The organism is Variovorax sp. LjRoot175 (genome assembly GCF_964253805.1).
Classification (GTDB): domain Bacteria; phylum Pseudomonadota; class Gammaproteobacteria; order Burkholderiales; family Burkholderiaceae_C; genus Variovorax.
In genome coordinates this window covers 5,526,128-5,546,428 of the sequence record NZ_CAXURY020000001.1, presented here as the reverse complement: position 1 = coordinate 5,546,428, position 20,301 = coordinate 5,526,128, and the positions used below count along the sequence as shown (strand labels likewise).

Annotated in this window: 23 protein-coding genes; 9 read left to right on the top strand and 14 right to left on the bottom strand. The window is 68.0% G+C overall.

Annotated features, from left to right (window positions below):
* Positions 1-11 precede the first annotated feature (11 nt).
* The 6 genes from ACSQ89_RS27505 to ACSQ89_RS27480 form a co-directional block, all read right to left on the bottom strand.
* The gene (locus ACSQ89_RS27505) at positions 12-401 is read right to left on the bottom strand and encodes a helix-turn-helix domain-containing protein (RefSeq protein ID WP_093109959.1); all 390 of its coding nucleotides are present in this window, start codon (positions 399-401) and stop codon (positions 12-14) included.
* A 3-nt stretch (positions 402-404) separates the two neighbouring features.
* The gene (locus ACSQ89_RS27500; RefSeq protein WP_436292150.1) at positions 405-707 is read right to left on the bottom strand and encodes a type II toxin-antitoxin system HigB family toxin; all 303 of its coding nucleotides are present in this window, start codon (positions 705-707) and stop codon (positions 405-407) included.
* A gap of 47 nt (positions 708-754) precedes the next feature.
* Positions 755-1,918, bottom strand: coding sequence for an acyl-CoA dehydrogenase family protein (locus tag ACSQ89_RS27495; protein ID WP_436292151.1), 1,164 nt, complete (start codon positions 1,916-1,918; stop codon positions 755-757).
* Positions 1,915-2,715 (bottom strand): enoyl-CoA hydratase-related protein, encoded by an 801-nt coding sequence (locus tag ACSQ89_RS27490; protein ID WP_093109962.1) that lies wholly within the window; start codon positions 2,713-2,715, stop codon positions 1,915-1,917. The genes ACSQ89_RS27495 and ACSQ89_RS27490 overlap by 4 nt, the downstream gene beginning before the upstream one ends.
* Positions 2,715-3,893, bottom strand: a complete 1,179-nt coding sequence (locus tag ACSQ89_RS27485) for an acetyl-CoA C-acetyltransferase (protein ID WP_093109963.1) — start codon at positions 3,891-3,893, stop codon at positions 2,715-2,717. The genes ACSQ89_RS27490 and ACSQ89_RS27485 overlap by 1 nt, the downstream gene beginning before the upstream one ends.
* Positions 3,894-4,017: 124 nt before the next feature.
* Entirely contained in the window at positions 4,018-4,335 is a 318-nt protein-coding gene (locus tag ACSQ89_RS27480) for a DUF2917 domain-containing protein (protein WP_093109964.1), read from the bottom strand.
* A gap of 82 nt (positions 4,336-4,417) precedes the next feature.
* Here ACSQ89_RS27480 and ACSQ89_RS27475 point away from each other — a divergent pair, with 82 nt between their 5' ends.
* The gene (locus ACSQ89_RS27475; protein WP_436292152.1) at positions 4,418-5,350 is read left to right on the top strand and encodes a LysR substrate-binding domain-containing protein; all 933 of its coding nucleotides are present in this window, start codon (positions 4,418-4,420) and stop codon (positions 5,348-5,350) included.
* A gap of 3 nt (positions 5,351-5,353) precedes the next feature.
* On the opposite strand, the gene ACSQ89_RS27470 is transcribed toward ACSQ89_RS27475, so the two are convergent.
* Complete coding sequence (locus tag ACSQ89_RS27470) at positions 5,354-5,959, bottom strand: L,D-transpeptidase (RefSeq protein WP_436292153.1); 606 nt, start codon at positions 5,957-5,959, stop codon at positions 5,354-5,356.
* 76 nt (positions 5,960-6,035) lie between these two features.
* Positions 6,036-6,335, bottom strand: coding sequence for a proteophosphoglycan ppg4 (locus ACSQ89_RS27465; RefSeq protein ID WP_212733695.1), 300 nt, complete (start codon positions 6,333-6,335; stop codon positions 6,036-6,038).
* A gap of 184 nt (positions 6,336-6,519) precedes the next feature.
* On the opposite strand from ACSQ89_RS27465, the gene ACSQ89_RS27460 reads away from it, so the two are divergent.
* From ACSQ89_RS27460 to ACSQ89_RS27450, 3 genes are all read left to right on the top strand, one after another.
* A complete protein-coding gene (locus ACSQ89_RS27460; protein ID WP_093109967.1) occupies positions 6,520-7,227 on the top strand; it encodes a ProQ/FINO family protein in 708 nt (235 codons plus the stop codon).
* Between the two features lie 286 nt (positions 7,228-7,513).
* The gene (locus ACSQ89_RS27455) at positions 7,514-7,732 is read left to right on the top strand and encodes a hypothetical protein (protein ID WP_093109968.1); all 219 of its coding nucleotides are present in this window, start codon (positions 7,514-7,516) and stop codon (positions 7,730-7,732) included.
* A 1-nt stretch (position 7,733) separates the two neighbouring features.
* Positions 7,734-8,507, top strand: coding sequence for a hypothetical protein (locus ACSQ89_RS27450; RefSeq protein ID WP_436292154.1), 774 nt, complete (start codon positions 7,734-7,736; stop codon positions 8,505-8,507).
* Between the two features lie 10 nt (positions 8,508-8,517).
* On the opposite strand, the gene ACSQ89_RS27445 is transcribed toward ACSQ89_RS27450, so the two are convergent.
* The gene (locus tag ACSQ89_RS27445) at positions 8,518-10,692 is read right to left on the bottom strand and encodes a malate synthase G (RefSeq protein WP_436292155.1); all 2,175 of its coding nucleotides are present in this window, start codon (positions 10,690-10,692) and stop codon (positions 8,518-8,520) included.
* Positions 10,693-10,896: 204 nt separating this feature from the next.
* Between ACSQ89_RS27445 and hisC the strand changes: the two genes are divergently transcribed.
* Positions 10,897-11,892 carry a histidinol-phosphate transaminase gene (gene hisC, locus ACSQ89_RS27440; RefSeq protein ID WP_436292156.1) on the top strand — a complete coding sequence of 332 codons (996 nt, stop codon included), beginning with the start codon at positions 10,897-10,899 and terminating at the stop codon, positions 11,890-11,892.
* 24 nt (positions 11,893-11,916) lie between these two features.
* On the opposite strand, the gene ACSQ89_RS27435 is transcribed toward hisC, so the two are convergent.
* Positions 11,917-12,657 (bottom strand): IclR family transcriptional regulator, encoded by a 741-nt coding sequence (locus ACSQ89_RS27435; RefSeq protein ID WP_093109972.1) that lies wholly within the window; start codon positions 12,655-12,657, stop codon positions 11,917-11,919.
* A 104-nt stretch (positions 12,658-12,761) separates the two neighbouring features.
* On the opposite strand from ACSQ89_RS27435, the gene ACSQ89_RS27430 reads away from it, so the two are divergent.
* The 4 genes from ACSQ89_RS27430 to ACSQ89_RS27415 are packed head-to-tail and all read left to right on the top strand — an operon-like array spanning position 12,762 to position 16,787.
* Positions 12,762-13,694: a hydroxymethylglutaryl-CoA lyase gene (locus tag ACSQ89_RS27430; protein ID WP_436292157.1), complete on the top strand. Its 933-nt coding sequence runs from the start codon at positions 12,762-12,764 to the stop codon at positions 13,692-13,694.
* The gene (locus ACSQ89_RS27425; RefSeq protein ID WP_436292158.1) at positions 13,687-14,880 is read left to right on the top strand and encodes a CaiB/BaiF CoA transferase family protein; all 1,194 of its coding nucleotides are present in this window, start codon (positions 13,687-13,689) and stop codon (positions 14,878-14,880) included. The genes ACSQ89_RS27430 and ACSQ89_RS27425 overlap by 8 nt, the downstream gene beginning before the upstream one ends.
* Positions 14,881-14,884: 4 nt before the next feature.
* Positions 14,885-15,856: a Bug family tripartite tricarboxylate transporter substrate binding protein gene (locus ACSQ89_RS27420; protein WP_436292159.1), complete on the top strand. Its 972-nt coding sequence runs from the start codon at positions 14,885-14,887 to the stop codon at positions 15,854-15,856.
* 7 nt (positions 15,857-15,863) lie between these two features.
* Entirely contained in the window at positions 15,864-16,787 is a 924-nt protein-coding gene (locus ACSQ89_RS27415) for an SMP-30/gluconolactonase/LRE family protein (protein WP_436292160.1), read from the top strand.
* A gap of 20 nt (positions 16,788-16,807) precedes the next feature.
* Here the strand turns inward: ACSQ89_RS27415 and ACSQ89_RS27410 are convergent, their stop codons facing one another.
* From ACSQ89_RS27410 to ACSQ89_RS27395, 4 genes are read right to left on the bottom strand one after another with little or no spacing between them, the layout of a single operon-like run.
* Positions 16,808-17,266: a chromate resistance protein ChrB domain-containing protein gene (locus tag ACSQ89_RS27410; protein ID WP_093109977.1), complete on the bottom strand. Its 459-nt coding sequence runs from the start codon at positions 17,264-17,266 to the stop codon at positions 16,808-16,810.
* On the bottom strand, positions 17,263-17,886 hold the full coding sequence (locus ACSQ89_RS27405) for a rhodanese-like domain-containing protein (protein ID WP_436292161.1): 624 nt from the start codon (positions 17,884-17,886) through the stop codon (positions 17,263-17,265). Before ACSQ89_RS27405 ends, ACSQ89_RS27410 begins: the two co-directional genes overlap by 4 nt.
* A gap of 10 nt (positions 17,887-17,896) precedes the next feature.
* Complete coding sequence (gene chrA, locus ACSQ89_RS27400) at positions 17,897-19,270, bottom strand: chromate efflux transporter (RefSeq protein WP_436292162.1); 1,374 nt, start codon at positions 19,268-19,270, stop codon at positions 17,897-17,899.
* A complete protein-coding gene (locus ACSQ89_RS27395) occupies positions 19,267-20,211 on the bottom strand; it encodes a chromate resistance protein ChrB domain-containing protein (RefSeq protein ID WP_436292163.1) in 945 nt (314 codons plus the stop codon). Before ACSQ89_RS27395 ends, chrA begins: the two co-directional genes overlap by 4 nt.
* Between the last annotated feature and the right edge of the window lie 90 nt (positions 20,212-20,301).

Below are 20,301 nucleotides of genomic sequence, written 5' to 3'. Positions count from 1 at the left end.
GACGCGGGCTCCTATGCGGCAAGCGAGAACTTGTCGTCGTTTTCGGTTTGGATCAATACCTCAGCTGGAATGCCGAGCCCCTTGTGGATTCGACGAATCATCCTCAAGGTCAAGGGACGTTTGTGATTGAGGACTTCGTACACGCGATTCAACTGCCCGATGAAAGGCTCAAGATCCTTCGCCGAGAGGCCCTGCTGCTCCATTCGGAACTTGATCGCCTCGATCGCGTCCGGCGGGTCGATCGGGTGATTTTTCGATTCATAGCTCTGGATCAATGCCAGCAACACTTCGAAGCGATCGGCGTCCTCCGTGCCCGGCGCCGGCTCCTGATCGAAGTACGGCGACACCGCCTTCAGTGTGGCCTTGTAATCAGCTTCGGTTCGGATGGGTCGGATGTCCATGGACTACTCCACTTCAATAGGTTGGGCATCGATTCGGTCATATTCCGAATGCGTGCCGATGAATTTGACGCAAACGGCCTCGTATCTGTAAGCGATGGCAGCGATAAGGCGGTAGTCATTGCCCTTGATGTTGAAAACGACCCGGTTGCTTCCAACAAAGCGAGCACTGCGATAGCGGTCCTTGATGTCCTGCGGTGTCTTCCAAACTGCCGCCTTGGCCTCTTCATGCCAAGCCTTCAACGGCTGTTCCGAGGCGGGGTGGCGCACCCCAAAGTCCCTCAAGTACTTCACCGAAATGATCCGCATCGCGGTCAAGTTTAGTCCCAAATTGGGACTAAAACAAGCGCTTCCCCTCAGCGCCCCGGCAACCCCATCGCCCGCGTGATCACCTCTTTCATGATCTCGTTGGTGCCGCCATAGATGCGCTGCACCCGCGCATCGGCGTAGGCGCGCGTCACCGGGTACTCCCACATGTAGCCGTAGCCGCCGTGCAGTTGCACGCACTCGTCCATCACCTTGCACTGCAGGTCGGTGGTCCAGTACTTGGCCATGCTCGCGGTCGCGGTGTCGAGTTTTTCCTGCATCAGAAGCTCGATGCATTTGTCGACGAAGACCTGCGCCACCTGCACCTCGGTCTGCAGCTCGGCCAGCGTGTAGCGCGTGTTCTGATACGCCGCCACGGGCTGGCCGAAGACCTTGCGCTCCTTCACATAGGCCACGGTGTGCTCGATCGCGGCCTGCGCAGCGGCCACCGCGCTGATCGCGATCTGCAGCCGCTCCCACGGCAGTTGCTCCATCAGGCAGACGAAGCCGCGGTTCTCCTGCGCGGCGCCGCCGAGCAGCGCCTCGGCCGGCAGGCGCACGTCGTTGAAGAAGAGCTCCGAGGTGTCCTGCGCCTTCAGGCCCAGCTTCTTGAGACGCTGGCCCTTTTCGAAGCCAGCCATGCCGCGCTCCAACAGGAACAGGCTGGTGCCCTTGGCGCCGCCTGCGGGGTCGGTCTTGGCGACCACGATCACGAGGTCCGCATGCCAGCCGTTGGTGATGAAGGTCTTGCTGCCGTTCATCAGGTAGCTGCCGTCGGGCTGCTGGATGGCGGTGGTGCGCACGGCCTGCAGGTCGCTGCCGGCGGCCGGCTCGCTCATCGCAATGGCGCCGATCATCTCGCCGCTCGCGAGCTTCGGCAGGTAGTTCTTCTTCTGTGCCTCGGTGCCGTAGCGCAGGATGTAGGGCGCCACGATCTCGCTGTGCAGCCCGAAGCCGATGCCGGTGAAGCCGCGCGCCCAGACCTCCTCGAACTGGATCACCGAATAGAGCAGGTCGGCGCCCGCACCGCCGTATTCGTCGGGCAGCGCCATGCAGAGAAAGCCGTTCGCGCCGGCCTTGTTCCAGACCTCGCGCGCGACGTAGCCCTGCTCTTCCCAGGCCTCGTGGAAAGGCGCGATCTCCCTGTCCATGAAGCGGCGGAAGCTGTCGCGGAAGGCTTCGTGGTCGGGGCCGAAGAGGGTGCGTTCGATCATGACTCGCGGCCCGGAAAGGTGGGTGCACGTTTCTGCAGGAAGGCGCTCACGCCCTCGCCGAATTCGGGCCGGTTCAGGAGCTCGCGCTGGCGTTCGCTTTCGTAGCGCAGCTGCTCCGGCAGCGTATGCCGCGCCGAGGCCTCGAAGGCCTTGCGCGCTTCGAGCACCGCATGCGCGGGCAGGCGCGCCAGGCGCTCGGCGATCTGCTGCGCTTCGAGCAGCAGCAGATCGTCCTCGACGCAGGCCCAGATCAGGCCCCACTGCGCCGCGCGTTCCGCCGGCAGCCGCTCGTCGAGCAGGCTCATGCCCATCGCGTGCGCCGGGCCCACGAGGCGCGGGATGAACCAGGTGCAGCCCAGGTCGGGCACGATGCCCAGCTTGGGCAGGAAGGAGAGGTAGAAGTAGGCGCTCTTCGCCGCGAGGGTCACATCGCCCGCGAGCGCGAGGCCGACCCCGGCGCCCGCCGCGGCGCCGTTGACCGCGCACACCACCGGCACCGGCAGCGCGCGCATCTCCTCGATCAGCGGGTTGCTGACCGATTGCATCCATTTCGCCGTCTGGTCGCCGAGCGTCTCGCCGGCTTCGGGCGCGCGCATCGCGCTCAGGTCCGCGCCCACGCAGAAGGCCTTGCCGGCGCCGGTGAGCACGACGGCGCGCACGCTGCGGTCCTCGCGCACGCGGGCGAAGGCCCCACGCAGTTCGTGCTGAAGGTCGAGCGCGATCGGGTTGAGCTTGTGTGGAAGGTTCAGCGTCAGCGTCGCTACGCTGTTTTCAAGATCCCAGAGGACGGTCGACATCAGAGTCTTTCGATGATCGTCACGTTGGCCATCCCGCCGCCCTCGCACATGGTCTGCAGCCCATAGCGCTTGCCGCGCTGTCCGAGCGCATGGATCAGCGTGGTCATGAGCTTGGTGCCCGAGGCGCCCAGCGGGTGGCCGAGCGCGATCGCGCCCCCGTTCACGTTGAGCTTCGCCGGGTCGGCGCCCAGGGTCTGCAGCCAGGCCAGCGGCACCGGCGCGAAGGCCTCGTTGACTTCGTAGAGATCGATGTCCTCGATCTTCATGCCGGCCTTCTTGAGCGCACGCGCGGTCGCGGGGATCGGCGCCTCCAGCATGATCACCGGGTCGTGGCCCAGCACGCTCATGTGGTGGATGCGTGCCAGGGGCTTCACGCCCAGTGATTTCAGGCCGCGCTCGTTGACCACCAGCAGCGCGCTCGCGCCGTCGCAGATCTGGCTTGCGGTGGCTGCGGTGCAGCGGCCGCCTTCGGCGATCAGCTTCACGCCCGCAATCGCTTCGAGCGTGGCATCGAAGCGGATGCCTTCGTCGATCGTGTGCATCTCGCCCGAGGCCGAGCCGTCGGCCAGCCGGATCTCTACGGGCAAGATTTCGTCCTTGAACAAGGCTTCGCGGGTCGCGGCGATCGCGCGGCGGTGGCTCTCCAGCGCATAGCGGTCGAGCGCATCCTTATCGATCCCGTACTTCTTCGCGATCATCTCCGCGCCGACGAACTGGCTGAACTCCACGCCCGGGTAGCGCCGCTGCATCCCGGGGCTGGCGTAGGTCCCGAGCCCCGCCTTGGCCGGCAGCGAATTGGGCGTGAACATCGGCACGCGCGTCATGCTCTCGACGCCGCCCGCGATCACCGCATCCATGCTGCCCGCCATCACGGCCTGCGCCGCGAAGTGCAGCGCCTGCTGCGAGGAGCCGCATTGGCGGTCGACCGAGGTGCCCGGCACCGATTCGGGCAGCTTCGAGGCCAGCACCGCATTGCGCGCCACATTGCTCGCCTGCTCGCCGACCTGGCTCACGCAGCCGAGGATCAGGTCCTCCACCGCGGCCGGGTCGATGCCGCTTTTCGCCACCAGCGCGTCGAGCACCTGCGCCGCCAGATCCGCCGGATGCCAGCCCGCGAGCTTGCCGCCGCGGCGGCCGCCTGCGGTGCGCGCGGCGGCCACGATGTATGCCTCTGCCATGTGAATTCCTTAGAAGAAAGTCGATGGCCGGCGCCTCCCAAGCAAAACGCCGTCCCGAGGGACGGCGTGCATAGGTGCATCCAGGGCCACGAGCGTCGATAGTTCTACGCTCGGGCCCCCATGGTCAAGCCGGGGACATCCCGTGGGGCCGGAGTCGCCAAGGCGACCGTTCGCGCGACTTGGCCGAATGTGCCGGCAGCGCCGCCGGCCGCGAGCCGGAGACGGTGATGCACGACGGCTCCAGCGCCGACACCAACATGCGCCGGTGCGAATCGCCTTCGAAGCGCTCGCCGGGCTCCAGCACCACGTCGCGCGGATCGTTGTCGAGCGTGACCCAGACGGTGCCGCTGCGGCACTCGATGCCGACGCCGGCTGCGTCGGGCAGGGTGAAGATGGCGCGCTTCGCCAGGCTCAGGTGGAAGCGGCTGGTGTCGGTTGTCATGGCGGACTCCTTTGCATTCGGTATGAGAATGAATATAGTGAGTGAGTCCCTGTACGTCACACGGTCATCCGGAACTCGTTGCATGCGTGTTGAGAATGCGAAACTCTTTTCCGCCGCGGCCGACCTGCCGCCCCTGGAGCTGCTGCGCAGCTTCGAGGCGGCGGCGCGCACGCTGAGCTTCACCCAGGCGGCCGGCGAGCTTTTTCTCACCCAGTCGGCAGTCAGCCGCCAGATCCAGCAGCTGGAAGCCAGCCTCGGCGTGCTGCTGTTCGAGCGCCGCCATCGAGCGCTGGCGCTGACGGAGGCCGGCGGCGTATTGCAGCGCGCCGTGGTCGAAAGCCTGGAGCGGCTGCGCGACGCCACCGCGCGCCTGCGCGCCGCGCCGGCGCCGCGCCAGGTTGCGATCACCTGTACGCCGGGCTTCGCGTCCTTCTGGCTCATCCCGCGCTTGGCGCGCTTCACGGCCAACCATCCGCTGGTCGACGTGCGGCTCTCGGCCACGCTCGAGGTGCTCGACCTGGAGCGCAGCCGTCTCGACATCGCGGTGCGCTTCGTGCCGATCGAACGCGGCACCGGGCCGGCGCTGTTCGAGGAGTCGGTGATGCCCCTGTGCGCGCCGCAGGTGGCCGACCTGCTGCGGGTGCCGGACGATCTGGCGGACCAGACCTTGCTGACCATCGAGATGCCGAAGCACAGCGAGGCGCCCACTGTCGATTGGGAGCCCTGGTTCGAGGTGATGGGCCTGCCCGAACTGCGCATGAAGAACACCATGCGCTTCACCCAGTACACCGACGCGGTGGCGGCCGCCGTGGCTGGGCAGGGCGTGGTGATCGGCCGCCTGCCGCTGTTGCGCGAGCTGGTGCAGAGCGGGCAGTTGGTGGCGCCCTTCAGCGAAGGCGCTGCATCGCGTCGCGCCTACTTCATCGAGAGTTCGCGCCGCGCGGCCGGCAATGCCGACGCGCAAGATTTCGTGCGCTGGCTGCGCGCCGAGGCCGAGGCGGCGCAGCGCGCTTGAGGTTCAGCGCGCATCGGCCGCGAAGCTGAACAGTTCGGCGGCGGGAGCGGTCTCTGGCAGCACATAGACCAGGCCGCGCGAGGCACCGAGTGCAGGTTTCACATACGCGTCGTAGAAATCGGCCGGCACATTGATACAGCCGTAGGAAATGCGGTTGTCGTCGACGCCGGGAGAAGCCAGGCGTTCGAGGCGGCGCTCGGACTTCTCGGTGGCGCGCACACGGTGCATCGACACGGCCGCGCCGTAGTCGACCCAGACGATGTCTTCGCCCTGCATGTTGCGCCCCGGCTCGGAGACGAAGCGGCCGGCCGGCGTGGTGCGCTCCTCGGGGCGGATCTCCGACATCTTGCGTTCGCCGATGCCCGGCACCGATCGATCGCCGCGGGCCAGGCCCAGCAGCACCGGCGCGTCGCCGCGCAGGCGGCCATCGGCATCGAACACGAACACCCTCGCGTTGCGCTTGTCCACGATCGCGAACGGCCGCTGGGCGCTGTCGCCCGTGGCCACCGCGCGCTGCGCGAACTGCGCGATCTCGGCGGGCGCATCCGCTGCTGCGACGGCAGCCGAGCAAGCCGCCAGACAAAGGACGAAAGAGGTGAAGCGCTTCAATGCGTCGACTCCGAATGGACTGAAAAAGCCGGGCATGCAGCCCGGCTCGTGGCGAAAAATGCTATCTCACAGCACCTCAGTTGCGGTCTGCGCGCGGCGGAGACATCGGTGCCGGCGTCGTGGTGTCGGTGCTGGGCGCGGGCATGGCTGCAGGTGCCTGGCTTTGGCTCGGGCTTGTGGTCGTGCCCGGGCTCGTCGGCGTCTGAGCTTGCGCCACGGAGGTGCCGGTCGAGCCCATCGGGCCGCCCGCAGGACTTTGCTGGCCGGCTGCGGTGGGCGGGTTGGGCGATGCGGTCGTCGGTGGCGTGGCCTGCGCGAAGGCAAAGCCGCTGGCGCCTAGCGCGAGGACGGCGAGAAGATGCTTGCGTGCGTTCATGCGATTACTCCTTGAGGACAGACTGAGGGTTCGATGGAATGCGCCGGCCCGAATGACCAGCTGCGTTCAACTTAGGCGACCCCTGTGCATGCGCCGGGTCGGCACCCGGCGCGCAGTCCTGTAGGAAGGAGACCACGCGGCATTACAGTCCGGGGCAACCATATCGAGAGAAAAGTTTTTTCTGATGACCGACACCGCTCCCGCACCGACCACCGAAAACAAGAAGAAGGAAGGCGGCCGCCCCCGCCGCAAGCCCCAGTCCCAGGACGCCAAGGCGCCCAAGGCCCCGCCGCGTCCGCGCAAGGTGAACCCCGTGCTCGAACGCCTGTTCGAGCTCTACCCGAAGATGTTCGGCGCGCGTTTCCTGCCGCTCAAGCTCGGCGTGTTCCAGGACCTGCTGGCGCTGCACCCCGACGAATTCAAGAAAGAGGACCTGAAGATCGCGCTGGGCCTTCATGCGCGCTCCACCCGCTATCTCGAGGCGGTGGCCGCGGGCGAGAAGCGCCATGACCTGAACGGCTTGCCAGTGGAAGACGTCGCGCCCGAGCATGTTCACCACGCGATCCTCGAAGTGTTCCGCCGGCGCCAGGCGCGCACGGCCGACGACTTGCGGCCCCAACTGCGCGCGCGGCTGGTCGAAGCCATCGAAGCCTCGGGCCTCTCGCGCGAGGAATACATGCTCGTCGTTCGCACGAACGACGAGGCATCGAACGCCGTGCTCGACGAGGCCTTCGCCGAATGGGGTGCGCGCACCGCCAAGCGCGAGGCGCTGCTGCGTGCCTTCGAGGCCAGCGGGCGCAGCGTGGCGGAGTTCGCGGAGATGTATGGGATGGATCCGGCCGAGGTAGGACGGACGCTGGAGCGCGCGCGGGCGCGCGCGCAGTCCGAGTAGCCACACGAACGCAACCGCCGTCGTCTTCGCGCCACAACCACCGGCTCTGCGCTTGCAGGCGGTGGCCGGTCTCGCCACAATCCGCGCTTCGTTTCAGCAAGCGTTTGCTGTGCGTCCGGTGACGATCAACCTCCCTGACGAGCTTTACTTTCCATGAACCGTTTTCTGAACTTCTGACCCGCACTCCGACCGCCCCGGCCGGACGTGCATACGTCCCGCCGCGGCCCGTCGACACAACGGCCCCGGCGCAGCCATCTGCCGGGGCTTTGTTTTTTGGAGTGCGGATATGAGTTCGCGACGCAGGGCGCGTGACGACGACAAACGTCTCGCCCGTTTTTACTTTCCGCTGCCGGCCGCGCCGGCGCCGCGCAACCCCGTGGTTGCCGCGATGGCGCATCGCGCGTCGAGCCAGGGTGCAGGCCGGCACTTGCGCAGCCGCCGCGCCGAACGGCGCGCGCAACGCGTGGCCTTGCAAAAAGCCGTGCGATGGATCGAGGAGCCTTGAGATGCGCGAGGACATGGACAAGGTCATCGTCGAGCGCCCCCGTCGCGGCGGCGGCGTGCAGGGCGACGGGCGCATCTGGCGCAACAGCAGGGATCGCGGCGCGCACTTGGGCATGCAGCGCGGATACGCGCACCCCAAGGGTTTCAACGAGAACCTCGCGCCGCTCAAGCGCTGGTTGCACAAGCAGGCGCACCGGCCGTGGGACGCGGTGTATTCCGAGCTGTGCAGGGGCATCGACCGTCGCAACACGGTGCAGGCCCACGTCCATCAGCACGTCGACCAGTTCGTCGAACGCGAGACGCGATGGATCGATGGCATGGTGATGGTCTGGCGCCGTTGGCCTGGACCTCCGGCGTGGGTGCCGGTGCGCGAGCATTCATACACCGAACTGTTCGTTCACCCCGTCACCGGCGTGTTGTTGCCGAATCGAGGCCAGCACAAGGCGCGGCAGCAGGAGCGGGCGCGACGGGCGCAGCGGCACACGGACCAACCCTATGCCGAGTACCACGTAATCGACAGCGTCACGCAGTGGCATCGGGTCGATGGTTGCTGGTTCGAAGTGAGGCTCGCGCCGCTGCCGCTCGGCACGGGAGCGACGGCAGAGCGCTATGACGTGCTGCGCCGCTGCAAGGTGACCCGCGCGCACGCGCGCCAGCCGCCGGCGCCCGGTGTGCCGGCGACGCGCGCCATGTATGGACAGGACTGCGTGTACGCGGTCGCCAAGCGGCAGCTCAGCCGCCGGGAGGTGCAGTCGCGCCTGGCCGGCGGCGCCTGAAGACTCGGCGTCAGGCCTCGCCCTTCACCTTCAACCGCCAAGCATGCAACAGCGGCTCCGTGTAGCCGCTCGGCTGCGCGATGCCCTTGAACACCAGCTCCTGCGCCGCCTTGTACGCGGCCGAGGTCGCGAAGTTGCCGGCCATGTTCTGGTAGAGCGGATCGCCGGCGTTCTGCCCGTCGACCACCGCGGCCATGCGCTGGAAGGTGGCGTCGACCTGCTCTTTGGTCACCACGCCGTGCAGCAGCCAGTTGGCGATGTGCTGGCTCGAGATGCGCAGCGTGGCGCGGTCTTCCATCAGGCCCACGTTGTGGATGTCGGGCACCTTGGAGCAGCCGACGCCCTGGTCGATCCAGCGCACCACGTAGCCGAGGATGCCCTGCACGTTGTTGTCGAGCTCCTGCTGGCGCTCCTCGGCCGACCACTTCGCTTCGGGCACGACCGGCACCTTGAGCAGGTCGCCCAGGATGTTGTCGCGCTCGGCGTTGGCGTCGATCTTCTCCAGCTCCTTCTGGACATTCGCCACGCTCACCTGGTGGTAGTGCAGCGCGTGCAGCGTGGCGGCAGTGGGCGAGGGCACCCAGGCGGTGTTGGCGCCGGCCTTGGGATGGCCGATCTTCTGTTCCAGCATCGCGGCCATCAGGTCGGGCATGGCCCACATGCCCTTGCCGATCTGCGCCTTGCCGCGCAGGCCGCACGACAGGCCCACCAGCACGTTGTTCTTCTCGTAGGCCTGGATCCACGGCGTGGTCTTCATGTCGCCCTTGCGCAGCATCGGGCCGGCGTGCATGGCGGTGTGCATCTCGTCGCCGGTGCGGTCGAGGAAGCCGGTGTTGATGAAGGCCACGCGCGCGGCCGCCTCGGCGATGCAGGCCTTGAGGTTGACGCTGGTGCGGCGCTCCTCGTCCATGATGCCGAGCTTCACGGTGTTGGCCGGCAGGCCCAGCATCTCTTCGACGCGGCCGAAGAGCTCGCTCGCGAAGGCCACTTCGGCCGGGCCGTGCATCTTCGGCTTCACGATGTAGACGGAGCCGGTGCGCGAGTTGCCCTTGCGCTTCAGGTCGACGGTGGCGATGGTGGTGGTGATCACCGCGTCCATGATCCCTTCCGGAATCTCCTTGCCGCCGCCATAGAGGATGGCCGGATTGGTCATCAGGTGGCCCACGTTGCGCACGAACATCAGCGAGCGGCCGTGCAGGCTGACCGGCCGGCCGTCGGCGCCTGTGTATTCGCGGTCGGGGTTCAGGCCGCGCGTGAAGGTCTTGCCGCCCTTGGCGACTTCCTCGGTCAGCGTGCCCTGCAGGATGCCGAGCCAGTTCGAGTAGGCGAGCACCTTGTCGGCGGCATCGACCACGGCCACCGAGTCCTCGAGGTCGAGGATGGTGGAGAGCGCGGCTTCGAGCACCACATCGCTGATGCCGGCGGGGTCGGTCTTGCCGATGGCGGTCGTGCGGTCGATCTGGATGTCGATATGGATGCCGTTGTGCTTGATGAGCACCGACTTCGGCGCCGCCGCGTCGCCCTGGTAGCCGGCGAACTGCGCTGGGTCGGCGAGGTGGGTGCTGCTGCTTTGCAGCGCCACCACGAGCTGGCCGTCCTTGACCGAGTAGCCGGTCGCGTTCTTGTGCGAGCCGTTCTCGAGCGGGGCCGCCTGGTCGAGCACGCCGCGCGCGAAGGCGATCACCTTGGCGCCGCGCGCCGGGTTGTAGCCCTTGCCCTTCTCGGCGCCGCCGGTCTCGGGGATAGCATCGGTGCCGTAGAGCGCGTCGTACAGCGAGCCCCAGCGTGCGTTGGCGGCGTTGAGCGCGTAGCGCGCATTGAGGATAGGCACCACCAACTGCGGGCCGGCCTGCAGCGCGAGTTCGGCGTCGACGTTGGCGGTGCTGGCCTTCACGTCCTTGGGTTGCGGCAGCAGGTAGCCGATCTTCTCGAGGAAGGTGCGATACGCCGGCATGTCGGCGATCGGACCGGGGTGGGCCTTGTGCCAGGCGTCCATCTCGGACTGCAGCCGGTCGCGTTCGGCCAGGAGCGCGATGTTCTTCGGCGCGAGCTCGCCGACGATCGCGTCGAAGCCCTTCCAGAAGGTCGCGCTGGCCACGCCGGTGGCGGGCAGCACCTTGTCTTCGATGAAGCGATGGAGCTCGTCGGCGACCTGGAGGCCGTGGACGGTGGTGCGGGCGGTCATGTTCTCTACTCCTTGAAATCGAATGCAGCCGAAGACTTTATTCGATACCTGGCTGATCAGTAAGAGCCGTGAGCGGGTTTTATCAATGACCAAATTGAAGGTAATCGCGGCCCGCCCAGGCTTCGGCTCAAAGGGTAGGCCCTGATAGGAGCGATGTACATGCCCCGGATAATTTAACTTCTTAAATAATTACGATTTGAAGCGATGATCCTGCTGGCATCCAACGAAAACCCGCTCGGCATGCCCGAATCGGCGCGCCGCGCCGCCGCAGCAGCGCTGGAAGGCGCGGGCAACTATCCCGACAGCAACGGCACCGCGCTCAAGCATGCGCTGGCCTCGCGGCTGGACGTGCCGATGGACTGGCTGACGCTGGGCAGCGGCTCGAGCGAGATCCTCGAGCTGGCGGCGCAGGTGAGCGTCAAGCCCGGCGAAGGCGTGGTCTATTCGCAATACGGCTTCATCGTCTATGCGCAGGCGGCGGCCCATGCCCATGCGAGAAGCACCGTGGTGCCGGCGTGCGATTTCGGCCACGACCTCGACGCCATGCGGGCGGCCATCGGCGAAGACACGCGCCTGGTCTTCGTGGCCAATCCCAACAACCCGACCGGCACCTTCATCGAAGCAGGCCCGCTGCTCGAATTCCTGCAGGCGGTGCCGGCGCACGTCACGGTGCTGCTCGACGAGGCCTACACCGAGTACCTCGCGCCGGCACAACGCTACGACAGCATCGCCTGGGTGCGGCGCTTCCCGAATCTGATCGTGGCGCGCACCTTCTCCAAGGCCTACGGGCTGGCCGGGCTGCGCATCGGCTACGGCGTCGCGCAGCCGGCGCTGGCAGCGCGCCTGAATGCACGGCGGCCGCGCTTCAACGTGAGCATGCCGGCCCAGGTCGCAGCGGTGGCGGCGCTGGCTGACGCGGCCTTTCTCGCGCGCAGCTACCAGCTCAACACCATCGGGCGGGCGCAACTCGCGAACGGGCTGCACGAGCTCAGGCTGGCTTCCATTCCGTCGTCGGGCAACTTCGTGATGGTGCAGGTCGGGGAGGGGCGCACCGTGCATGCGCGCCTGCTGGCCGCCGGCATCGAGGTCTCGCTGCTCGACAACTACGGCCTGCCGCACTGGCTGCGCATCACGGTCGGCCTGACTGAGCAGAACGAGGCCGTGCTTGACGCGCTCCGCGACAACGCGCCAGCACGCTGATCCCGCTCGGCAAAGTCCGGTCCTTCAAACCTGCCCGCTGAGTCGGCTCGCGGCGGCGCGCACGGGTTCGATGTGCCGCTCGTCATAGCGATGCGCCGGCATCGTCAGCGTGAGCGCCGCGGCCAGGCGGCCGTCGGCGTGGAACACCGGCGCCGAGATGCCGCCCAGTTCGGCCGAGCGGTCGCCGACCATCGCGCAGTAGCCCTGGGCGCGGATGGCGTCGTAGAGCTTGCGCTCCTTGCTGCCGCGCGGGCGTTCGGCCTCGGGGCCGAAGGCGATCAGGATGCGGGCGCCGGCGCCGCGGTCGTTGGGCAGCAGGTCGCCGGCGCGCACGTGGTCGCGTACCACGTGAGGTGAGTCGACGCGGTAGAGGCACAGGCGCGCCCAGCTGTCGCCCTGGTCCTGACGCACGTGGTAGGACGCGCTCTCGCCGGTGGCCGCGACCAGCTCGCGCAGCACCGGAGGCACGATGCGGTCGAGCGAGAGCGAGGCCGCGTAAAGGCCGTGTAGCCGCGCGATCTCCATGCCGAGCGCATAGCGGCCGTCCTCCTGCCGGCGGATCAGGCGCGCATGCTCGAGCGAGGCGAGCAGGCGCAGCACCGTGCTCTTGTAGAGCTGCGTGCGTTCGGCGAACTGCGCCAGCGTCAGCGCCTCGTCGCCGGGCTGGAAGCATGAAAGTAGGCTCAGCGCCCGATCGACCGCAGCGGCGCCGCCCGGCGCGGCGTTGAGGTCGGAGACCGATTCGGTGTGGGCTTTGCGGGGCATGGCTTCGGGTTGACAGTGGAGGGCGTGCTGCGGTCTAATTCTGTAAAACAGAATTTAGTTCTATTAGATAGAACTGTCAAGCGCCCTTCAAGGAGACAAGCCCGATGACAAGTCCCGATGTCCTCATCAGCGAGGTCGGCCCGCGCGACGGCCTGCAGTCCGTCAAGGCGACGATGCCCACGGACTACAAGCTGCGCTGGATCGAAGCCCTGTACGCCGCCGGCGTGCGCGAGATAGAGGTTGCCTCCTTCGTGCCGGCCCGCCTGCTGCCGCAGATGGCCGACGCTGCCGAGGTGGTGCGCCACGCCGTCACGCTGCCTGGCCTCACGGTGATGGCCTTGGTGCCCAATCGCAAGGGCGCCGAAGCCGCGCTCGCGGCGGGCGTGCACAAGCTCACGATGCCGGTGTCGGCCAGCGCCGCGCATTCGCTGGCCAATGTGCGCAAGACGCGCGAAGAGATGGTCGAAGAGGTGCGCGCCATCGCCGAACTGCGCCGCGAGATCGCGCCGCAGGTGAAACTCGAGGCCGGCATCTCGACCGCCTTCGGCTGCACGCTGCAGGGCGAGGTGCCGGAAGACGAAGTCATTTGGCTGGCCGCGCAATGCGTGGCCGCGGGCGCCGACGAATCGGGGCTCTCCGACACGGTCGGCTATGCCAACCCGGCGCAGGTGCGCCGTCTCTTCAGGCGCCTGCGCGCCGAGCTCGGCGACAAGGCCGGCGCCGCCCACATGCACAACACGCGCGGCCTGGGCCTGGCCAACTGCCTCGCGGCCTACGAAGAAGGCGTGCGCACTTTCGATGCCTCGCTCGGCGGCCTCGGCGGCTGTCCCTATGCGCCCGGCGCATCCGGCAACGTCGTCACCGAGGACCTGGTCTTCATGTTCGAGGCCATGGGCGTCGCCACCGGCATCGACATCGAGAAACTCATCGCGGCGCGCGCGCCGCTCATGGCCGGCCTGCCGGGCGAGCCGGTCTACGGCATGACGCCCGAGGCCGGCCTGCCCAAGGGCTTCATTCAAGGAAAAGCACATGTCTGAAAGCACCGCTCCCCTGCCGTACGAAGGCGTCCGTGTCGTCGAATTCACCCACATGGTGATGGGCCCCACCTGCGGCATGCTGCTGGCCGATCTCGGCGCCGAGGTCATCAAGGTCGAGCCGATCGAAGGCGATGCCACGCGGCGCCTGCTGGGCTCCGGCGCCGGCTTCTTCCCGACCTTCAACCGCAACAAGAAGAGCATCGCGCTCGACCTCAAGAAGCCCGAGGGCGTCGAGGCTGCGCTGCGCCTCGTCGCCACCGCCGACATCGTGAGCGAGAACTTCAAGCCCGGCACGATGAAGAAGCTGGGGCTGGACTACGAGAGCCTGAAGCAGCTCAACCCCCGCCTGATCTACGTGAGCCACAAGGGCTTCCTGCCCGGCCCCTACGACCATCGCACCGCGCTCGACGAGGTGGTGCAGATGATGGGCGGCCTGGCCTACATGACCGGCCGCATCGGCGACCCGCTGCGCGCCGGCACCAGCGTCAACGACATCATGGGCGGCATGTTCGGCGCCATCGGAGCGATGGCGGCGCTGCGCCAGCGCGAGCAGACCGGCCGCGGCTGCGAGGTGCAGTCGGCGCTGTTCGAGAACAACATCTTCCTGGTCGCGCAGCACATGATGCAGTTCGCCGCTACCGGCAAAGCGGCCGATCCGATGCCCAGCCGCATCTCGGCCTGGGCCGTGTACGACGTCTTCACCGTCAAGGACGGCGAGCAGATATTCCTGGCCGCCGTCAGCGACAAGCAGTGGACCATCTTCTGCAAGGCCTTCGGCCTCGAGGAGATGCTGGCCGATCCGCGTTTGAAGACCAACAACGACCGCGTGCTCGCGCGCGACTGGATGATGCCGATGCTGCGCTCGCACCTGGCGGGCCACAGCGCGGCCGAACTGAGCACCGTGTTCGAGAAGAACGAGCTGCCCTTCGCGCCCATCACCAAGCCGCAGGAGCTGTTCGACGATCCGCACCTCAACGCCACCGGCGGCCTGGCGCCGATCCGCATGAACGACGGCAGCACCTCGAAGGTGCCGCTGATGCCCTTCACGCTCGGCGGTGAACGCCCGGGCATCCGCATCCAGCCGCCGCTGCTCGGCGAGCACACGAACGCGCTGCTGAAGGAGGTCGGCTACAGCGACGCGCAGATCGCCGAACTGAAGACGCAGAACATCACCACCGGAGACTGAACCCATGGCTTCCATCCCACGCCGCACGCTGCTCGCCTGCGCCGCGACCCTCGCCGTCCTGCCCGCGATGGCCCAGTCCGCCTGGCCCGACAAGCCGGTGCGTCTGGTCGTGCCCTACGCACCCGGCGGCACCACCGACTACGCCGCGCGCCAGATCGCGCAGAAGCTCACGGAGCAGACCGGCAAGTCCTTCTATGTCGAGAACAAGGCCGGTGCCAGCGGCACCATCGGCTCCGACATGGTGGCCAAGGCGCCGGCGGACGGCAGCAGCTTCCTGGTCAACGACACCACCTACGCGATGCTGCCGCACCTGTTCAAGAAGCTGCCGTGGGACCACGCGAGCGGCCTGGTGCCGGTCACCACCATCGTCGATGCGCCGCTGGTGCTGGTGGTCGGCGCCGCCTCGCCCTACAAGACGGTGCAGGACCTGGTCGATGCGGCGCGCAAGAGTCCCGACAAGCTCACCTTCGGCTCGGGCGGCGTCGGCAGCTCCACCCATCTGGGCGGCGAGCTCTTCAAGCAGCACGGCAAGCTGGCCCTCACGCACGTGCCTTACAAGGGCGCGGGCGAGGCGATGCTGGGCGTGGTGTCGGGCCAGGTCGACGTGCTGGTCACCGCCGCGCCCACGGCCATCCCGCAGGTCAAGGGCGGCAAGGTGCGCGCGCTGCTGGTCACCTCGCCGAAACGGCTCGACGCACTGGCCGATGTGCCGACCAGTGCCGAGGCCGGCATGAAGGCCTTCAACGCCACCAACTGGTTCGGCATCGCCGCGCCCAAGGGCACGCCGCAGCCGATCATCGACAAGCTGCAGGCCGAGGTGAAGAAGGCGTTGGCCTCGCCCGAGCTGGTCAAGCGCTTCGCCGAGCAGGGCGCGGCGCCCGGCGGCATGGCGGTGGCCGAGTTCCAGAACTACGTGAAGAGCCAGACGCAGGACTGGGGTGCGGTCATCAAGGCCGCCGGCGTGCAGCCGGAGTGAGCGGGCCATGTGGAGCTTGAGCTTCAAGCCGCCGGAAATCATCGAGGCCCGCGTGCTGACGCGGCTGCCCGATGCATTGCGACAGCCGCGCCGCACCGACTGGGTCGATGCCAACAAGCCCGGCCATGTGATGGACAGCTTCCTCGAAGGGCCGGTGTTCGACCGGGCCGGCAACCTGTACGTCACCGACATTCCCTACGGCCGCATCTTCCGCATCACGCCGGTGCTCGACTGGCAACTGGTCGTGCAGTACGAAGGCTGGCCCAACGGCATGGCGATCCACGCCGACGGCAGCCTCTGGATCGCCGACTACCGGCGCGGCATCCTGAAGCTCGATGCGGCAAGCGGAGCGATCGAGCCCGTGCTTGCGCACCGCAACAGCGAGTCCTTCAAGGGGGTGAACGACCTGACGTTCGATAGCGCTGGCCGTCTCTTCTTCACCGACCAGGGCCAGACCGGCCTGCACGATCCCACGGGCCGCGTCTATCGCCTCGGCACCGATGGCAAGCTGGATCTGCTGCTCTCCAACGCGCCCAGCCCCAACGGCATCGCCGTGAGCGAAGACGGCAAGCTGCTCTTCGTCGCCGTCACGCGCGGTAACCAGGTGTGGCGCGCGCCGCTCCTGCCCGACGGCAGCATCTCGAAGATGGGCGCCTTCCAGAGCTTCTTCGGCACCAGCGGACCCGACGGCCTGGCGCTCGCGGACGACGGCAGCCTGGTGGTGGCGCATGCGAGCCTGGGCGGTGCCTTCGTACTCAATGCGCGCGGCGAGATCACGCATTTCGTGCGCAGTCCGGGCGGCCAGACCGTTACCAATGTGGCGTTCAGGCCGGGAACACGGGAGCTGGTGATGACCGAATCGGCGACCGGGACCGTGCTGTCGGCCGAGCTGCCCGTGGCGGGCGTGCCGCTGTTCTCCCACCGGTCCTAGCCCATGCGGGCCCTGCCCCCTCAGGCCGTCATCAGCGGCGGCCAGTTGTGGGTTTCGCCGCGCCCCTCGCGGCACCACGCATACAGCGCGTCATACATCACCAAACCGTGGCGCAGCATCTCGTGGTCGTCGGCAAACACGCGGGACAGACCGAGCGAGATGGCGTACAGCCCCGCGGACTGCGGCGTGAGGTCCGGCCGCGAGGTGTCGGCGCCGCGAACGATGGCGGCCAGCTGCAGCAGCGACGGCTCGTCCAGGCGGTACTTCGTCAGGAAGGCGTCGAAGCTGCACAGCTCGCCGACATGGCTCATCTCCACCCCGGGGATGTCGTAGGGCGTGGCGCCGGTGTCCGCCGCGATGCGCAGCACCTCCGGCGCCGGCACGTAGAGGAACTCGGCCTCGCGGTCGATGAAGCGCAGGATCAACCAGGGGCAGGCAATGCGGTCGATCTTCGGGCGTTCGCGGGTCACCCACTTCATGATGTCCCTCCTTGCTTGCCGGGCTTGGCGGCGAGTGGTTGCCCGGCGCTCTGCCAGCCGTCGATACCGCCGCGCAGGTAGCGCGCCTGCAGGCCCGCGGCGCGCAGGCGCATCGCCGTCGAGCGCCCCACCTCGTGGCCGTAGACGCAGTAGACGACCACCTCGCGGTCGGTGGGCAATTCGCCGGCCCAATCGCCGACATCGGCCGGGTCGCGCCAGCGGGCGCCGGGAATCATCGATGCCGCCTGTTCGAACACGCCGGCGCGACGCACGTCGAGCAGCAAGGCGTCCGCGACCTCGTCCTGGCGCGCACCGAAGGGCTCGCTCGCCGCATGCACGGCCTCCTGGTAGCGCTCGTACACCGGATTCCAGTCGATGGCGGCGATGAACGCTTCGATGTCTTCCTGCTTGTCGACGGCCAGGATCGGTATGCCGTCGCCGCCGGGCGCCTGCTGATTGACGAGCGTGCCCTCGCGCGGCTGGAACATCAGCAGCACGGAGCTCGAAGCGACACCGGGCGTCCTGGCCATCGCGATGAACTCCTCGCGCCAACGCTCGACGCTGCCGAAATTGGCGGCCAGGGCCAGCGCCATCGGTGGGGGCAGGACGGATGCATCCATGGAACTCTCCTCAGGGGAAAAGCAGCGGCCTGCCCAACGTGACGGCGAGCCCCGCCAGTGCGCAGGCGCCGAGCAGCGGCATCACGCCGAGCTTGAAGCGGAACAGGGCGATGGCCGCGGCCACGACGATGACGGCCGAGACGAAATCGAAGCGGCCGCCGAAGCCCTGCGGCCACAGCACGTGGTACGCGAAGAACAGTGCGAGATTCAGGATCACGCCCACCACCGCCGCGGTGATCGCGGACAGCGGCGCGGTGAAGCCCAGCTTGCCGTGGGTCGACTCGACCAGCGGCCCGCCCGCCAGGATGAAGATAAAGGAGGGCAGGAAGGTGAAGAAGGTGACGACCGTGGCAGCCAGTGCCCCACCGAGGAACAGCGCATCGGGTCCCAGCACCTGCTTCGCCCATCCGCCGACGAAGCCCACGAAGGCCACCACCATGATCAGCGGGCCCGGGGTCGTCTCGCCCAGGGCCAGGCCGTCGATCATTTGCGCGCCGCTGAGCCAATGGTGCTGTTCGACCGCGCCCTGGTAGACATAGGGCAGCACCGCGTAGGCGCCGCCGAAAGTCAGCAGCGCCGCCTTGGTGAAGAACCAGCCCATCTGCGTCAACGTGCCCTGCAGGCCTTGGATGGCGACGAGCGCGCCCATCGCGAGCGCCCATGCACCCAGCCCGACGGCCAGCAGCTTCGCCAGGTGGCTGCGCGAGAAGCGCGCGTGTGCCGGCGTCGGCGTGTCGTCGTCGATCAGCGCCGGTCCGTAGCTCTGCTGTTGGCTGCCGTGGCCGCCGCCGAGCGCGAACACGGCGGGCGCCCGGCGCGCGCCGAAGTGCCCGATCAGCCCGGCCGCGAGGACGATGGCCGGGAAGGGCGTGTCGAAAGCGAAGATGGCCACGAAGGCCGCCGCCGCGATGCCCCACATCCAGGGGTTCTTGAGCGCGCGCGTGCCGATGCGGTGCGCCGCGTGCAGCACCAGCGCCGTCACGGCCGGCTTGATGCCGTAGAAGATGCCGGCCACCACCGGCACGTCGCCGAAGCGCAGGTAGATCCACGAAAGCGCGATCAGGATGAAGAGCGAGGGCAGCACGAACAAGGCGCCGGCGACGATGCCGCCCCAGGTGCGGTGCATGAGCCAGCCGATGTAGGTGGCCAACTGCTGGGCCTCCGGACCGGGCAGCAGCATGCAGTAGTTGAGCGCGTGCAGAAATCGCTTCTCGCTGATCCAGCGCCGGCGCTCGACCAGCTCGGTGTGCATGATCGCGATCTGCCCCGCCGGCCCGCCGAAGCTGATGAAGCCGAGCTTGAGCCAGAAGCGGAAGGCCGCGCCGAAGCTGACGGGGTCGGGCGCGGCGATCGCCTCGCCCGTTTTCTCCAAAGTGGCGCTCACGAAGATGCTCCCGGCGCCGCATACAGCGCATCGAATACGGCCGCCGCGGCGGCGATCAGCTTGTCGTCCTTGGCGTGCACTTCGCGCAGGCCGCCCAGTACCGCTTCCAGCCCGGCCGCTTCGGGCACGGGGATGCCGCCGACGTCGAGATAGTGCACCGCGCCGGCGACGCGCTGCAGCCTCGGATCGGATTCCAGGCCGAAGCTCGCGGCCATTACTTCGAAGGTGACGCGCGTCCCGACGTGGGTGAAGCGCGCGCCGTCGTAGTCGAAGCCGATGGCGCCGCGCGGCGTGCGAACCGGGGCGCGGGCCCCGTCCAGCCAGACGAACTCGGCCGCCGGGTCGATGAAACGCCGCACCAGCCAGGCGCAGGCCAGCCGGTCCACCCACGGGCGCGCGCGGGTGGCCCAGCGCTTGCCCTGGAACCGGGCCCGATCCAGTCGCTCGATGCCGTCGTTCGGGCGCGGCTGCGGTTCGCCCTTGGAGAACCTGGCGTCGAGCGTGCGCCGCAGCGCCAGCAGTTCGGACTCGGCCTGTTCGGCGGCCGGGCCGGGGTAGTAGTCGATGCCGCGCAAGGCCTGCAGCGCGTCGGCCACGCCGCGCTGCCTGCGCCTGGCCTCGGTTTCGGCCAGGCCTTCGAGTTCGAGCTGCAGCGCCGTCGCGGTTTCGCGCCACTGCGCATAGGCATCGGTGCGATCGAACTGCGCCAGCACCTCGACGCGCTGGGCCTCGTCGCGCGGCGACAGCGTCATCACCGACGCCGTGCCGCCGTGCTCGCGCACCTCGGCGGCCAGGGACTCCAGGATCGATGCGTGCGCGTCGGGCAGCAGGTGGGCGCCGTCGCGCAGCGCCGCGCACCCCAGCGCCTTGAGCGCCCGCCAGATGCGCAGGCGCACCGCGTTGGGCTGGGTCGGAAGGGTGACGATCAGGATGGCCCACATGGTGAGTAGCATACGCTACAAGAAATGTAGTATCAATATCAAAATTCGGAGCTGGGATTGGTGGCGCCGGCAGCGCATGCATCATTGACG

Bases quoted from the DNA above. Each gene is read 5' to 3' on its own strand.
- hisC (WP_436292156.1), top strand. From the start codon at position 10,897: ATGATCCTGCTGGCATCCAACGAAAACCCGCTCGGCATGCCCGAATCG.
- ACSQ89_RS27460 (WP_093109967.1), top strand. From the start codon at position 6,520: ATGACCGACACCGCTCCCGCACCGACCACCGAAAACAAGAAGAAGGAA.
- ACSQ89_RS27500 (WP_436292150.1), bottom strand. From the start codon at position 707: ATGCGGATCATTTCGGTGAAGTACTTGAGGGACTTTGGGGTGCGCCAC.
- ACSQ89_RS27425 (WP_436292158.1), top strand. From the start codon at position 13,687: ATGTCTGAAAGCACCGCTCCCCTGCCGTACGAAGGCGTCCGTGTCGTC.
- ACSQ89_RS27465 (WP_212733695.1), bottom strand. From the start codon at position 6,335: ATGAACGCACGCAAGCATCTTCTCGCCGTCCTCGCGCTAGGCGCCAGC.
- ACSQ89_RS27450 (WP_436292154.1), top strand. From the start codon at position 7,734: ATGCGCGAGGACATGGACAAGGTCATCGTCGAGCGCCCCCGTCGCGGC.
- ACSQ89_RS27455 (WP_093109968.1), top strand. From the start codon at position 7,514: ATGAGTTCGCGACGCAGGGCGCGTGACGACGACAAACGTCTCGCCCGT.
- ACSQ89_RS27480 (WP_093109964.1), bottom strand. From the start codon at position 4,335: ATGACAACCGACACCAGCCGCTTCCACCTGAGCCTGGCGAAGCGCGCC.
- ACSQ89_RS27405 (WP_436292161.1), bottom strand. From the start codon at position 17,886: ATGGATGCATCCGTCCTGCCCCCACCGATGGCGCTGGCCCTGGCCGCC.
- ACSQ89_RS27495 (WP_436292151.1), bottom strand. From the start codon at position 1,918: ATGATCGAACGCACCCTCTTCGGCCCCGACCACGAAGCCTTCCGCGAC.
- ACSQ89_RS27395 (WP_436292163.1), bottom strand. From the start codon at position 20,211: ATGTGGGCCATCCTGATCGTCACCCTTCCGACCCAGCCCAACGCGGTG.
- ACSQ89_RS27475 (WP_436292152.1), top strand. From the start codon at position 4,418: ATGCGTGTTGAGAATGCGAAACTCTTTTCCGCCGCGGCCGACCTGCCG.
- ACSQ89_RS27505 (WP_093109959.1), bottom strand. From the start codon at position 401: ATGGACATCCGACCCATCCGAACCGAAGCTGATTACAAGGCCACACTG.
- ACSQ89_RS27445 (WP_436292155.1), bottom strand. From the start codon at position 10,692: ATGACCGCCCGCACCACCGTCCACGGCCTCCAGGTCGCCGACGAGCTC.
- ACSQ89_RS27435 (WP_093109972.1), bottom strand. From the start codon at position 12,657: ATGCCCCGCAAAGCCCACACCGAATCGGTCTCCGACCTCAACGCCGCG.
- ACSQ89_RS27490 (WP_093109962.1), bottom strand. From the start codon at position 2,715: ATGTCGACCGTCCTCTGGGATCTTGAAAACAGCGTAGCGACGCTGACG.
- ACSQ89_RS27420 (WP_436292159.1), top strand. From the start codon at position 14,885: ATGGCTTCCATCCCACGCCGCACGCTGCTCGCCTGCGCCGCGACCCTC.
- ACSQ89_RS27410 (WP_093109977.1), bottom strand. From the start codon at position 17,266: ATGAAGTGGGTGACCCGCGAACGCCCGAAGATCGACCGCATTGCCTGC.
- ACSQ89_RS27430 (WP_436292157.1), top strand. From the start codon at position 12,762: ATGACAAGTCCCGATGTCCTCATCAGCGAGGTCGGCCCGCGCGACGGC.
- ACSQ89_RS27485 (WP_093109963.1), bottom strand. From the start codon at position 3,893: ATGGCAGAGGCATACATCGTGGCCGCCGCGCGCACCGCAGGCGGCCGC.
- ACSQ89_RS27415 (WP_436292160.1), top strand. From the start codon at position 15,864: ATGTGGAGCTTGAGCTTCAAGCCGCCGGAAATCATCGAGGCCCGCGTG.